16 protein-coding genes and 2 pseudogenes are annotated in these 13,022 nt (G+C 38.0%); 1 reads left to right on the forward strand and 17 read right to left on the reverse strand.

Features of this window, described 5'->3' with window-relative positions; all coding sequences use genetic code 11:
- Both Aru01_RS16655 and Aru01_RS16660 read right to left on the reverse strand, forming a co-directional pair.
- Window positions 1-600 (reverse strand): annotated as a pseudogene (locus Aru01_RS16655) (hypothetical protein); the annotation flags it as partial.
- Window positions 578-901 (reverse strand): TonB C-terminal domain-containing protein, encoded by a 324-nt coding sequence (locus Aru01_RS16660; protein ID WP_016656560.1) that lies wholly within the window; start codon window positions 899-901, stop codon window positions 578-580. The gene Aru01_RS16660 and the pseudogene Aru01_RS16655, both read right to left, overlap by 23 nt.
- 568 nt (window positions 902-1,469) lie before the next feature.
- On the opposite strand from Aru01_RS16660, the gene Aru01_RS16665 reads away from it, so the two are divergent.
- Window positions 1,470-1,751, forward strand: coding sequence for a transcriptional regulator (locus Aru01_RS16665; RefSeq protein ID WP_016656562.1), 282 nt, complete (start codon window positions 1,470-1,472; stop codon window positions 1,749-1,751).
- Window positions 1,752-1,761: 10 nt separating this feature from the next.
- Here Aru01_RS16665 and Aru01_RS16670 read toward each other — a convergent pair whose 3' ends face one another.
- From Aru01_RS16670 to Aru01_RS18385, 15 genes and pseudogenes are all read right to left on the reverse strand, one after another.
- Window positions 1,762-2,028: a hypothetical protein gene (locus tag Aru01_RS16670; protein WP_016656563.1), complete on the reverse strand. Its 267-nt coding sequence runs from the start codon at window positions 2,026-2,028 to the stop codon at window positions 1,762-1,764.
- 80 nt (window positions 2,029-2,108) lie between these two features.
- Window positions 2,109-2,627 carry a DUF4468 domain-containing protein gene (locus tag Aru01_RS16675; protein ID WP_016656564.1) on the reverse strand — a complete coding sequence of 173 codons (519 nt, stop codon included), beginning with the start codon at window positions 2,625-2,627 and terminating at the stop codon, window positions 2,109-2,111.
- Between the two features lie 58 nt (window positions 2,628-2,685).
- The gene (locus Aru01_RS16680) at window positions 2,686-6,996 is read right to left on the reverse strand and encodes a tape measure protein (RefSeq protein ID WP_016656565.1); all 4,311 of its coding nucleotides are present in this window, start codon (window positions 6,994-6,996) and stop codon (window positions 2,686-2,688) included.
- A gap of 83 nt (window positions 6,997-7,079) precedes the next feature.
- Window positions 7,080-7,250, reverse strand: a complete 171-nt coding sequence (locus Aru01_RS16685; protein WP_155757963.1) for a hypothetical protein — start codon at window positions 7,248-7,250, stop codon at window positions 7,080-7,082.
- A 611-nt stretch (window positions 7,251-7,861) separates the two neighbouring features.
- Entirely contained in the window at window positions 7,862-8,365 is a 504-nt protein-coding gene (locus Aru01_RS16690; protein ID WP_016656567.1) for a phage-derived protein YdaY family protein, read from the reverse strand.
- Window positions 8,366-8,406: 41 nt separating this feature from the next.
- Window positions 8,407-9,330: a phage tail tube protein gene (locus tag Aru01_RS16695; RefSeq protein WP_016656568.1), complete on the reverse strand. Its 924-nt coding sequence runs from the start codon at window positions 9,328-9,330 to the stop codon at window positions 8,407-8,409.
- Between the two features lie 70 nt (window positions 9,331-9,400).
- Window positions 9,401-9,640: a hypothetical protein gene (locus tag Aru01_RS16700; RefSeq protein ID WP_016656569.1), complete on the reverse strand. Its 240-nt coding sequence runs from the start codon at window positions 9,638-9,640 to the stop codon at window positions 9,401-9,403.
- 46 nt (window positions 9,641-9,686) lie between these two features.
- On the reverse strand, window positions 9,687-9,887 hold the full coding sequence (locus tag Aru01_RS16705; protein ID WP_016656570.1) for a DUF2158 domain-containing protein: 201 nt from the start codon (window positions 9,885-9,887) through the stop codon (window positions 9,687-9,689).
- A gap of 165 nt (window positions 9,888-10,052) precedes the next feature.
- Entirely contained in the window at window positions 10,053-10,241 is a 189-nt protein-coding gene (locus Aru01_RS16710) for a hypothetical protein (RefSeq protein ID WP_016656571.1), read from the reverse strand.
- Window positions 10,242-10,482: 241 nt separating this feature from the next.
- Window positions 10,483-10,893, reverse strand: coding sequence for a hypothetical protein (locus Aru01_RS16715; protein ID WP_016656572.1), 411 nt, complete (start codon window positions 10,891-10,893; stop codon window positions 10,483-10,485).
- Entirely contained in the window at window positions 10,890-11,354 is a 465-nt protein-coding gene (locus tag Aru01_RS16720; RefSeq protein WP_016656573.1) for a hypothetical protein, read from the reverse strand. The genes Aru01_RS16715 and Aru01_RS16720 overlap by 4 nt, the downstream gene beginning before the upstream one ends.
- A 1-nt stretch (window position 11,355) precedes the next feature.
- Window positions 11,356-11,730, reverse strand: a complete 375-nt coding sequence (locus Aru01_RS16725) for a hypothetical protein (protein ID WP_016656574.1) — start codon at window positions 11,728-11,730, stop codon at window positions 11,356-11,358.
- Between the two features lies 1 nt (window position 11,731).
- Window positions 11,732-12,112: a hypothetical protein gene (locus Aru01_RS16730; protein WP_016656575.1), complete on the reverse strand. Its 381-nt coding sequence runs from the start codon at window positions 12,110-12,112 to the stop codon at window positions 11,732-11,734.
- Between the two features lie 4 nt (window positions 12,113-12,116).
- A complete protein-coding gene (locus Aru01_RS16735) occupies window positions 12,117-12,653 on the reverse strand; it encodes a hypothetical protein (RefSeq protein WP_016656576.1) in 537 nt (178 codons plus the stop codon).
- Between the two features lie 43 nt (window positions 12,654-12,696).
- Window positions 12,697-13,022, reverse strand: a pseudogene (locus Aru01_RS18385) (P22 coat - protein 5 family protein); the annotation flags it as partial.

Below are 13,022 nucleotides of genomic sequence, written 5' to 3' on the forward strand. Positions count from 1 at the left end.
TCCTTCGATCATCGCTGATTGCAGTGACCATGTTCCTGCAAATATCTCACCATTTCCCGCCATATCAGTCGTAGATCCAGCGAGCTGCGGGTTCAGTTGTGCGTAGACTCCTTCAGTCTTTTCAGACAGTAGCTTTTGTCCATCTGTGATCAGTTTCATTTCACTTTGAACAGCAACAAATCCTTCATCCGTAGATTGTTTAAGTGTATCTACGACATGTAGCGTGTCTTTATTTTTCTGGTCAATAATTTTAGTCAGACCATCTTCAGAAGCTTGAATTGCCTGCTTCCGATCCTTAGTTTCTGATTCAATCTGTTCCTTAGTCTTCCGAACATCCTGCTTAATTAAATCAGCATCTTTAATTCGAGCTTCAGTTTCTAAACCAATCTGCTCTTTGGTCTTCTGAACATCCTGCTTTATTAAATCCGCTTCTTTCAATCGGTCTTTGCTTTCTTGTGCAATCTGATCTCTTGTGTCCTTGATATCCTTCTGCAGCTTAGGTATTTCGGCATCGATCAGTTCAATTTGACCCACCTTTGTTTGCAAATCTTGATTTAACTGGCTTTCAGAGATTTGCTCAAACAGGATAGTAAGTACCATCTCTTAGATATGGAGTAATTCTTGACCGCTTAATCGCCATTACAATTTTTTTATCTATACTTTCTAATCCACTACTTTTCATTATTTTAGTGGAAGCAATTGAGCCATTTGTATAGGTTACAATGTGGACCGAAATGGTTCGATCATATCCCTGTAAATCATTATTATTAAAATTAATGCGAGGATTTCTTATCCAACTTACCCGTTCATACTCGCTGCTTATGACTAACCTTTCTTCAGCTGTTGCACCAACACCGACGCTAAATACAGATAAACATACCGCCAATAATATTCTTTTCATAAATCCCCCTAAATTGCTCACAAAATAGCAAAGGAGGTAAGAAAACGCCAACAGAAGATGGTGCTCTTATTCAATCTTTAAGTAATGCTTTTCAGCGACAATTCTAATCTCAATCCCTTTATAGTATCGAATCATCGAATTGCTCCTATCTCTAGTGACATGATAAACAAACTTCTCTTCCTTCATTAAACCAGAATATGTTTTATAACCAATTACAATGCCACTGGGCTTTTTACCACCATTATTAAACTCTTCGAGATGTTTATTAAATTCCTTGAAACTTAACTGCACATTTGTTGCTCTCAATAATTTTGATTAACTTATCAATAAATTATGAAAAAATAAAGAAATAGAGACCCTGAGAATACATGCTACAAAATGAGTGGTAGAAATTAGAATGGTAATTTATGCTAATAAGCAGCAAACCAATCAGAATTATTTTCACACTCTTTCAATTTAAGCTTCTAGATCCAGCATCAGTTAGTTAAATATAATAGCAAGTGTATAGATTATATAATCCTAATTACCCCTATAGTACAATGAACGAAAGATTTTTCGGTATATCTCAATGATTGGAAAAAATAATATCGCGACTTTGCGAGAGCAAGCTGGTATGACAGGTTATCAATTAGCTAAAAAATGTGGATTTATTTCAAATAATCACGTTCTCAACAGATATATAAAAGATGCAGAAGCAGGAAAACATCTAAGCGTATACCGAGCCTTGCTCATTTACAACGAACTCAGAAAAGCTGGTGTATGTGAAAAATTCGAAGATGTTTTTTGGGTTGAGGATTCAAATAGTAACGAAGAGCAGCCTTCAAATATGAACATCAAAAAAACACCCTAATGTGTTTTTTTTACTCTCTCTTGAAGTCGTTGAGATGGATATCAAACATAGTGTTAATTGCTTTTAATCTTGCCTCGTCCTGATCTTTGCTTTCACCAACAATATGCTCTTTTGCATTTTTTGTGAATTCTAGATATTCATCTAAATCTATCACACCTTTTTCTGCCATAAAGCCTACAAGATTTCCAAGGATGAATAAATTTGCACGATTACTATTCATTGTTAATCCAACCAATTCTTCTATAACTGGTTTAAAAACATTACTTTGTTGATTCACGTCGATTTCTCCTTATGTGAATATTTATGTTTGTTTAGGTAATAAAAAACCGCCTTTCGGCGGATTAATTATTGGTTTGATTACCAGTCTTTAGACTCTGTTTGCTGATTTATTACATCAGCTTTGTACTGCTGAGCAATCAATTTTAATTTGCTCTCAATGCGTTGTTGGTGCTCAACAATTAATATTTGTCTTTCGCCCCCAATATTATTCATACCACCCTTAACATAGGTTAATGATGTTGCAGTAATATCCGAGAATGATATACGAGCCTTATTATCCTTTGTATCAATTTGGATTGTAAAATTCACTCGATCTTGGCCAAATGCACCACAATCAATGAATCCATCACATGGAAATGGAATAGTCCCTTTTCCAATAATCTGCCCTGTTGATTTATCTTGGTATTGAATCACATTATTTGCTGATTTAAATGATTTAGCGATCCATATTTTTGACTTTTCAAAAATTTGATCTTTTGACTGTCCATTCAATGCAACAATATCAACAACATTCGTCATAGGTGTGCTTGGGGTTGGCATACTCATACACCCTGTCACCCCCAACACCAATAAACCAGCAAATAATAATTTTTTCATTATAGGAACTCCCCAAAGTACCTATAAAATATCAATTTAATGGGAGAAAAGCCATTTATCATCTACCTCTTCGTCTTAACTCATTATCAATAATTCCACCTTGCCTACACTCATCAAGTAGCATTTTTCGAACCCCATTACCAATCATAAGCCCCAACTCTTTTGATGCACCCTCGCTTTTTACTTCGCTAGATCCATCACTTTGAACTGTCACATATACCGTTACTGGTGCACTCAGCACTTCTGCTCGACTTGCTTTAGCCTCCCCAATCGCAGCTAAACGCTGACGCTCAATCATTGGGCTTTGATCTTGTGGATTATTTCGTTTTTCAAGATAGTTGGTTAAATCTTGGTTTTGTTTAGGATTTAAAACGCGCTCGCCACCATCCAACAACCAAGTGCCTTCTCTAGGAATGTTATTTATACCATTGTGAGCCATACCTTGAATGGTTTGAGCTGCGATTAGACCAACCGAGGCATATCCCATTCCACGTGTCATCATTGACATGAATCCAGTTGGATCAGTTTTAAGTGCTGCGGTCGCCCCAACTTCGGTATTAATAATTGCCTGACCAATTGCTATTGCTTGCTGCGCCAAAAACATTGCCTTATATGCAGCACTTGACTCACCCGCACTATCCCGAACCATCTGAGTCATACCACCCCAAACAGTTGATGCTTGTGTCAACAATTGATTATACATACCAAAATAATCAGTCTGGCTTTGCATCATAACATCTCGCTCATCCAGCACCCCTTTCCGCTTAATCGCCAAAAGTTGTGCCTGATAATTCCTTTCAGCCTCTAGGTACATCTGATAGCGAGTATTAGCATCATTTAAATACTGATCAGTTTTGGGGTCTTTTTCATCAGCCTTATTAATCGCATTTTGCTTATTATCCCAAGCCGCACCAATTTGATCACTGTAAGCGTTCTGAGCCTCCCAGCGATTAAAGGCAGGTTGTGGCATTGAATACCGCGCCAAAGCATCGTAATACATACGTTGGTATTCAGCGGTTTGCTGTTCGAGTGTGGATCTAAACTCCTTTATCTTCTCCTGTTGGAGGCGGCGATAAGCAGATATCTCTAAATCACGTTGCGCATCAAGTGAGACTTTAAGCGCTATTTTGCCTTTCTCAGAATACTCTCCGTCAATATCCAACATTAACTTTGCAGTTTCATTGTGATAATTGATTTTCTGTTCTTCAGTCCACTTGTAGCCATTAAGCTCATTGTCAAACTGCAATGAAGCAAGTGTGTCTTGGGCATCATAACGCTGTTTGATCTTTGGAATTAAATCAAGCTGATTGAGAATAGTTGCTTTATTGATTTCATCATCACGAGCCTTAGATCGCTTAATCGCATCAGTATCATATTGTGCTTGGAGTTGTTTAATCTCCTCCTCGGTTTTAACTCTGGCTTTATAGGCATCATCCTCATACTTGGATAAATTCTTAATTGAGCCTAATGCCGTATCAGGATCTTGCCCTAAAATTTTGCTCAATTTCGTATAGTAGTCATCTTGTTTCTTAAGATGTTTAGCTGATGTTTTTGAGCCAAGTTTATTGCCATCGTAATCCCAAGCAATAAAGTTCTTACCAACAATTTTTTCCAGTTCACGATAGCTAAGATTATCGTTATTTAGAGCGCTTTTAGTTTTACCATAAGCTCCTATTGTTGAAACCTCTTGCATTAAGAATTTGGCCATAGCATTCAACGCTTCTTGAGATTGTTGAATGTTGCCATTCTTATCAAGAACACCTTGGCCTTGTAGACTCTTCATCAGGTTAATAGATCGGTCTTTTTGCCATGAAATAAATCCTGTGTTTGTATAGCCGTTATTACGGTCTTTATGACTCCCAAACATAGCACTACTAACAAAATCATTTTCACGACCAACCTGTGCTGTCATGACTCGTGCCTGCTTGTCACCTAAACCAGCATTACGAAAAGCCTGATAAACACGAAGCATGTTTCGTGTTCTTTCGTCATTACCTGCTAACAGAACAGCTTGTTCCTGATGTGCCTTGGTTTGTCGCTCTAATGCTTGAGCCTTATCATCCTCAAGTTTTTTTCTATCCTCCTCAACTTTTTTAACTTGATTCTGAAGCAAGAGCTCTTGGCCTATAACTGCAATAGTACCAAGGGATAACTGTTGGTCTGTTCCAATGAATCCAGATGCCTCTCTAGTTTTTAAAATGATATCAGCTGCTTCTTTATTAAGACCTGAATTGTATAGTTTTAAACGCTCAATATTGGACGCTGTATTATTCATAGAGTTCTGAATAAACTTCTGAATTTCACTGTCTAAGTTTCTGACCTTCTCCGAAGTAACCACTGCCTCTGTTGAAATTGCTTTCAAACCATCAGCAGAATTTACGCCAGCTACTTTTGAGTCGTTCAGCGTTTTATTAAACGCTTTTTGAGAGGCATCATTTTGTGTTAACTCATTGCGGTTTTTGGCTAAAGATTTCTCATTAGCTTCGATATTCCGAGCCAACTGTAAATAAGCTCGTAGATCTGTCTCACTAATCGGTATGTACTTCTGAAATTCTTTAAGCAATGCAGTTGCTGAAAGCGCCCCCTTGTTGTATTCATCAATAGATTGCTTTAACTGGCTAATTTTACCTGCTGACAAACCAGCATTGGCTGCGGACTGTAAAAGTGAATCAGTAATAAACTTAAAACTCTCTTTTCCATCATTAAGGCTCTTATTTAATAATTGATTCTCAACTGTAAGTTTTTCGCTTTGGTCTATAAGTTCACTATATAAACCCGAAGCTTTATCTAACGAACTATTAGCCAATTCTCTCATAGCTATATTCTTAGATAGCTCACTGTTACTTTCTTCCATAATAGAAAATAATTTCTGAGTATCCTTAATTTCAGCCTTGGAGAATAATTTAGAGTTGTTAATTTCCTGAAGCGCTGCAGATGTGCTTTTACCTTGTTTTTGAATCTTTTCGAGCTGATCCAGCATTAAATTTTGCCGCTTAATATCTTGAGCCGTTACAAACTCAGGATTTCCAGCAACCATAGCTACAAGGCTCCGTCGTGCCTTATTAATCTTTTTCTCCGACTCGTCAATCTTGTCATTAATCTCTTCAATATGTGAGATTAATTTTGAGGCAGACATTTTTTGATATTCTTCTGTCAGATCAGAAACACTCTTACGTTGTTGATCCAATGAACTGGTAGCTGTATTAGTATCTTTACTAAACATCAGCATTGATGCAGCTGCACCTGCCAATACAACTGCTAATCCTACTGGTCCACCTACAGCTAGATACAGGCTTTTTGCCGCTGTTGCCGATGCTGTCATTGCACTAGTTTGAGTTAAAATTGCAGCAGTACTCCAACCTGCCTTAATTGCACTCTCTGCAAATGCAGCAGCTAAGCGTCCAGCCCAGATCGATGCTGCAATCCCACCAACAATAGCTAATTTATCAATATGCTCACTAAGGAAACCAATCGCGGCAGCTGCATGTCCTGTAAGTTTGGTTGTTTCATTTAATTTTCCTAGAAACACCGTAGTCTCATTGGTAAGTTTTTGAAGACCATCTTTAAGACTGTTTTCCATGTTATTGGCTAGAGCTTCGTTTTGTTCGCGTGTAGCAACCAATGTCTTAATTAAATCTTCTAGTGATGCTTTACCAGTGGCACCAAGCTGACGAATTTCAGTTTCAGTCTTTCCTGTCGTCTTAGCCATATCAGCAATTACATTATCAGCGCCTGTAACAATCGAAATCCAAGCATCAGCATCAATCTTTCCTTTGGCCATAGACTTAGATAATGAGTCCATAGCTGACTGTGCCTGATCTGCACGCGTGGCGTTAGCGGTAAATGCAAAAGATAGAGAATCGGATAAATCTAGCGTTTGTTTAGTTGAATACCCTAAAGACTTCATGCCACCAGCTAAAGACAGATAGACTTCCTGCGCCTCGGATAATGCACGGAATGTCGTATTAGCAGTTGCAAGTAAGCGATCTTGAACTAAATTATATTCCTGAGCACTTGTAGTCGCATTTCGGATACGTGCAGCCATTTGTGTATAACCATCTGCTGCTTCAATGCCTTTGCTAATAGAGATATACCCAGCAACAATCTTTGCTAGGTTTTTCATTGCTAAAACATTTTTATCAACCGCATGTGTTTGGTCAGATAATGCTTTTGTACTCAACTCAACATGTGTGCTGAGCCCTTTAACTGATGTACCTGCTGTTGATGCCGTTTTGCCAAGTGTCTCAACAGATTTACTGGCTTTCTCACCACCATCTTGAACTTTTTCTAATTGAACGTTAAATGCTTTTGCATCATTGGCAGCATCTCTTGAATCAAATGCAATCCTAAGTACAGATTCTTGTGTCATAACTTTTCCTCAGGCGTAAAAAAAGCGCCTAAGGCGCACAGATAATAAATTGGTTTTGAGGGAGTTGATTGATACATTTGTTATCAATCTGCTCCTAAATAGATTTTGAGATATTGAAAGCCAATTTTAGAAAGCTTTAGTAATAATATTGCGGCAACAAGATGCCAGAATATTTCAACAAAATTAATGCTTATAGAAAAACTAACTGCATCACTGTTGCCAGTCCTAGCAAATTCAATATTTTTCTCAGCCACAACTAGATTCTCCAATAACCATGTCTATCATCCAACCTACCACCATCTCACTGCTTCAATATAAGCAGGGAGACGCACAAGTAAAATCATGACAAATAAGATAAATGCCGTCAGCCTTAAGGTTTTTCTAACTTCATGTGGTGTAACTTTTACAATCTCCACAGTAAACACTCCTAGAAATTTAAATGTGAATCGGTTATCTTTATAGGACATTGATATTTTCTCCTTATGATCTTGCTGGTTCATCTGGAAACAAAAAACCCCAATAGCGCCAACTATCGGGGTTTTGTTTTGAGCTAAAGAAAACCATATAAATATAGTTTCTATCTTACACGTGTAACTCTAATTGATGGCCTACCTCTTCCGATAAGCCTCTTCTAAAAAAAGATTATCCAAAGTGATAATGCAATCATTGAATATCCAACCCTCACACGGCGCTTCGTATTGTTCCAAGTATGCTGTAATTGCTGATAGATCAATCGGCATCGGGATACCTTGCTCATATTGTCTCGATCGCGAAATTATGTTGTATGCAGAGAGAATGGCTTGTGCAGTGTGTGAATATTCAGGCCTTACTATGGATTTAACTTGCGGTCTTCCAAGAGCTTCAGCTATGGCTTGCTGTTTGAGGTTGTATTCCGTTGCTTCTTCTTCACTGTTGAATTTTGACCATTTGTAGAGTTCTTGGACTTTCCCAAAGTCTCAGCCTTCAGCTTATCAGCTTCCTCTTGAATGCGTTCTGATTGCTCATTAATGAGCAGAATTAAACCACCTGTGAGTTTCTCTTTAGTATCTGGATCTACAGCCAGTGTGCAAAGTTGCTCAGCCATATCTTCACTGTATTTAATTGGATTGCCATCGATATCTACAACGCCATCCCAATCTAATATTAAATCCGCACATGCCTTGTTGTATTCAAATGGAATAGACTCCGCTGACTCGTCTGTAATCTTTCGATTCCCATTCACTTCTTGACCAATCTTAGCTCCTAAAATATCCATTTTACGTCTAAAAGCAGGCTTACTTGATCCAGCAATTAAGAACTTTGCCCCCTCAAAGTCACACCACTCGCTAGGCACATCAATAGGTTTCTTTTCTTCAATTTGAATTTTCATCTTTCATTCCAAAAAATAAACCGCCCTAAGGCGGCATGTTGTTATGGTCCAGTTTTAACTGGGGTTCGAGTCAAGAATGGTGCTTGTTCTACAACCTTAAATTCAAATGAACTTTTCAAAATATCAGTAGCCCCACCTGTAGCCAGTGATGCAGTGATTTCTACCTTAGGTAAACTGAGTTCATATTTGTTGCCTAGCGTGTCAACAATTGGAATCACAAGAGAAATCAGCTCATTGGTAAATTGCTTTTCGTACAACTTCGCAGACTCATCCGCCCAAGCCATACTAAAGCTACCAGTACCCGCACCCATCATTTCTAGAATTGCTGCAATCTCTAAGCCACCGCCTAAGCAGCGCTGAACTTGCATTGAATTATCCCAGTTAAAAGAGAATGAATCGATGCAGGCTTTACCTTTAACTGATAGGCCATTAACCAATAACTCACCAACTGAGATATTGGACAGCTTGGGATTAGTAGAAGCGTTGGTAATAGTTCCAGTCGGTGCTGTCGCAGCAACTGTTCGCTTCATTCCCATAAAACCAAAGCTAAACGTAATTAGACCGGTTTCAGGAATTTCAATCCCAAATGTGTTGACATGAAGACCAGCGAAAGTGTGATAGTTTTTAATATCTTTATAGCCAAGCAACATACTGATCGTTTGGCGCAAGTCACCACCAAATGTAAGTTTGTCCGTTTCCCACTTATTAAATGCTGCAGCAGCAATAAAATCATCATAAGCCCCATACTGCGCTTCACAGCTAATATCACCTGTATATTCTGAACTGGTGATCATTGAGGCTTGTTGAATACGGCCATCCGTGATTGATGCTGATTCTGTCTTTTCAGCAGTCTGGTTTAATGATTGGTCTGTAAATGCAATTGTTTGTCGAGCAAAAGTCGTGGGTGTTACTCCCACAGTTGTTTCTTTTGCATATTGCAGAATTTGAGCACTACCTTTAGACATGATGTCTCCTTATTTTGGGCATAAAAAAACCACCTTTCGGTGGTTTAACTTTCATAGTAAAATTAGAAAATTAAATTAAAAGCTTTTCTCTCTTAAATAAATAACTTTGAATACACTTAGTAGCCTCAGTATCATTAATATCGGCTAAAACCCAAAAGATATATTTAACTCTTTTGATTGTTGCTAATCTTTTTTGATATATACTTACAGTGTTTAATCCTTTTATTTTAACTCTAAAAAATTTCTTATCATAAAGCTGATTTTTTAATATCTTAAACCTATTCCAAGAACCACCTATGCAAATATCCATAAGCTTGACACCTATTAAAAGTTTTATCGATCAATAAAATAAATTCTTAGTGAATCGTAATTTCTAATCCATTTGTTTTAAATTTTTGTCCTGTAGGAATAAGTTCACTTCTAGAAAACTCCGAAGTATGTAACTTTCCTTTCGTACAGAACCATTTGCACTTAATCTTTTTCTTAGAAATAGCATAAACAATCATCTCTGGACTGCCTAATACAAAAACCACCACACTACCAATTTCAAGTCCCATAATTTATCTCTATTAGGATTATTTAAGTATATTAAGAGCCTATTATATTAAAATTACAGCTCATTAATATTGTTTAATATATACTTATAGATAAATAAAACATACTAATTATATTAAATTTTTTATGTAAAAAAACCACCCAAAGGTGGTTCCTATCGATAACTGTTATTCTGTAACTTTACGAAGTATGTTCCCGACCTGCTCCTCAGAAGACTCTTTATCAATGGTTATAGCGACTCTATCACCACCTACAAAATGAATGTTTAACATCGTTTGCCCACCATTTTCAATCAAACGCGCATAAGTCACATTTTTAGGGTTAACAAAATATCCATCGTTTATCTTAACTAGCATATATCTATATCACCATTATTTACTTTAGTTTGTTGGTCTTGCTTCACAGCGAACACATCTAAAACTTAAGCTTATGTTTGTATACTAAGCAACTATGAAAAAGCAACAACTGTGAAAGACAATTACATAATTTAATATGAGATAGGATAAATATTAAGTTATTTAATAGTTTATAGGTAACGCAGAACATTAAATTGACTAGGGCAACTAAAAAAGAGAACAGTTACTATAACTCGAACTCTTAATTAATCCGATATTCAAAAATCACATTAAATTGATAGAAATCCTCTTTTTCACCGACATCAATGACGGAACCTTGTAAGATTTCTAATTGCCCTACATGCTTAAACTGTAAGTGCTCTATCCAAGCATCACCTAAATCCGTTAAAGCTACGGTGCTATTTCCAATGCGATCAAAACATTGAATGATTAAATTCCCCACTGTCCGAGTACACGGAGTATCACCCAACCCTGAAATAAATGTCGGTGCGTTACGAATAAAGACTCGACACCACAAGCCTTCTTTAGGGGGTTCAAATGCTTGACCATTCCTCATTGGTTGGTTTTGGGTAAGAACTTGGGCCTTATCAATATAATCAAAACTATCAATAAGCTGCATAAACACCTTACGGGCTTCGGCATGAGTCATCATCTGTATTTCTCTTTAATCAAAGTAAAGGTCACGCCATAAATGCCAAGTGGTGCTTGTTTACTAAATCCCTTATCAGACTTAATGGCATAGTATCCGCCTTTGCCATTCTTACCTTTTATCCAACTCCCTTTCTTCACAGGATTAGGATAGCCGCCATATTCCAGTGCAGGACCATAAGGCGCATTATTCTGAATATTGATCACTGAGTAAGGTACTAAGCTAGAAAGCACACTTAGTCCTTTTGCTAAGGCGTTAGCACCGGAGGCATCTTTTAGGTTTGGATCAAAGCCTTCATCAATAGCATTAATACTTAATCGATGATTGCCCTTAAACGCACCAGAATCGACAGGTGATGCTTCGATAACACCACGTAGGGCATCGGTTGCTATTTTCTTCTGTAGATCACATAGATCACTTTCAATTTCTTTAATGAAGTCGGTGGGTTTAATGGTCCAACTCATATCACATCGCCCTCAACTGCACTCTCCAAATCGTCTTGGCTGGATCTTGGCCTTTATGAATGATCTTGAATTTATCCTCAGTTGTCACCCACTCATCACCAATCAAAGGCTCGGCAGTAACTTCATTTTGCAGTAATGTTGCCTTTTTATCTGTAGCCAACACACCTAAGGTCTGAACTTCATACTGGTTATAACTACCGAATAAAATACCACGACCTGAATATTTAAAAACTTCCTGATCTTCATATTTTCCAGTCACATGATTATAAGCCCCATCATTCATAATGCGTTCACATGTAAATGAATACACGGCGTCTGAAAGCTTATTATCAAATGCTTTGGCAAGTTTGCTTTGAATCTTATCTCTTAATCCCATATCACACCCGTGTTAGAAATATGCCAAATGACGATGCTTTGCTGTCATCCACAACGGATGCAATCAGGTCTAAAGCAATCTGCTCGAAACTCGATAAGGATTCGCTGCCCTCCTGGTACTCCTCTTCTGACTCAACCCCATCGGCTTTGACTTTTTCACGCTTTAAAGTTTGGGTTTTACCGTTATAAATCGCCTTGGCCAGAATTCCTTTAACGATTTCACATGAGGCGATCTTTAACTCATCGGGTATAGGATCAGGGGCCACACCTGCATGTTTCTTCATCCAAGTATTAGCCAGCAGAATCAAACGAGCCTTATCACCATCAGGTGCAAAGTCATTCCCCAGTATTTCGTTCGCATCTTCAATAGTGATAAAGCTCATAGGGTTATTCCTTTGGAATGAGTGCTAAAAGCTCATCTTTTGATGCAGATGACTTAAAGCCAATTTCTTTGGATGCCAAAAACTCTTTGATTTGTGGCACTGTCCAACTTGCATAATCATTTTCAGCAGGTTTAGCTACTGCCTCTGATTGATTGACAACTTGCTCTACAACTTCATCACCAGAGCCAATAGGCTGTGTTAATTCATCAATACGGGACTGCATTGCATTAACGTCATTCATAAATGCTGTGTGAATTGCTCGTTCGGATTCCAAATCCTCAATAGCTTTGGCAAGTTGATTTTTGAGGAAGTCTTTTTCATCCAAAGCAGTTTTAAGATCAGCAATCAGATCGGTGTTTTCTATCTGTAGCTTTTCTAAGTCTGCTTTAGTGCTGCCCGTTGATGAGCCACTGACTACACTTGGCTGTGCTGACAACTTCTCACCTTCACATAGCTCATGTAGACCATGTTTGAAATCAGATTCATTGATGATGCGATAGCTTTCACCATCTTTAATCTTGACGGTATTTAATGGATTCATTTTTTTATTTCCAAAAAATAAGGGCGATTGCTCGCCCTAATAATTAACCCAACAGTAAGCCAATATGACGTGATGTCACTGCCTTAACACCCCAAGCCAAACTGACTTCATAAACCACTTGTTTGTATTGACGGTAAACTGCAATTTCAAATGCTAAACCGGTGACTGGATCAACAATCTGTGTACGGTCATCAGCACTATCCCCGCCATCTGGTAATGCAGGTGCACGTGTGGCCAAGGCAATCGCAGAGCGCGAAAAGACTAAGTTCGGCACATAAGTATTGCCTAAACTCAATGCTGATTTATCAGGTACCGGAAGAATCAAACCAGAATTTAGTGCCAAAGTGCTGCCTGACAAACCACCCGATA

Source organism: Acinetobacter rudis, from assembly GCF_000829675.1.
GTDB lineage: Bacteria > Pseudomonadota > Gammaproteobacteria > Pseudomonadales > Moraxellaceae > Acinetobacter > Acinetobacter rudis.

Coding starts and splice junctions, on each gene's coding strand:
- Aru01_RS16735 (WP_016656576.1), bottom strand. CDS start 12,653: ATGAATCCATTAAATACCGTCAAGATTAAAGATGGTGAAAGCTATCGC.
- Aru01_RS16680 (WP_016656565.1), bottom strand. CDS start 6,996: ATGACACAAGAATCTGTACTTAGGATTGCATTTGATTCAAGAGATGCT.
- Aru01_RS16705 (WP_016656570.1), bottom strand. CDS start 9,887: ATGGGACTTGAAATTGGTAGTGTGGTGGTTTTTGTATTAGGCAGTCCA.
- Aru01_RS16690 (WP_016656567.1), bottom strand. CDS start 8,365: ATGAAAATTCAAATTGAAGAAAAGAAACCTATTGATGTGCCTAGCGAG.
- Aru01_RS16715 (WP_016656572.1), bottom strand. CDS start 10,893: ATGATGACTCATGCCGAAGCCCGTAAGGTGTTTATGCAGCTTATTGAT.
- Aru01_RS16675 (WP_016656564.1), bottom strand. CDS start 2,627: ATGAAAAAATTATTATTTGCTGGTTTATTGGTGTTGGGGGTGACAGGG.
- Aru01_RS16730 (WP_016656575.1), bottom strand. CDS start 12,112: ATGAGCTTTATCACTATTGAAGATGCGAACGAAATACTGGGGAATGAC.
- Aru01_RS16700 (WP_016656569.1), bottom strand. CDS start 9,640: ATGGATATTTGCATAGGTGGTTCTTGGAATAGGTTTAAGATATTAAAA.
- Aru01_RS16660 (WP_016656560.1), bottom strand. CDS start 901: ATGAAAAGAATATTATTGGCGGTATGTTTATCTGTATTTAGCGTCGGT.
- Aru01_RS16725 (WP_016656574.1), bottom strand. CDS start 11,730: ATGGGATTAAGAGATAAGATTCAAAGCAAACTTGCCAAAGCATTTGAT.
- Aru01_RS16710 (WP_016656571.1), bottom strand. CDS start 10,241: ATGCTAGTTAAGATAAACGATGGATATTTTGTTAACCCTAAAAATGTG.
- Aru01_RS16720 (WP_016656573.1), bottom strand. CDS start 11,354: ATGAGTTGGACCATTAAACCCACCGACTTCATTAAAGAAATTGAAAGT.
- Aru01_RS16695 (WP_016656568.1), bottom strand. CDS start 9,330: ATGTCTAAAGGTAGTGCTCAAATTCTGCAATATGCAAAAGAAACAACT.
- Aru01_RS16665 (WP_016656562.1), top strand. CDS start 1,470: ATGATTGGAAAAAATAATATCGCGACTTTGCGAGAGCAAGCTGGTATG.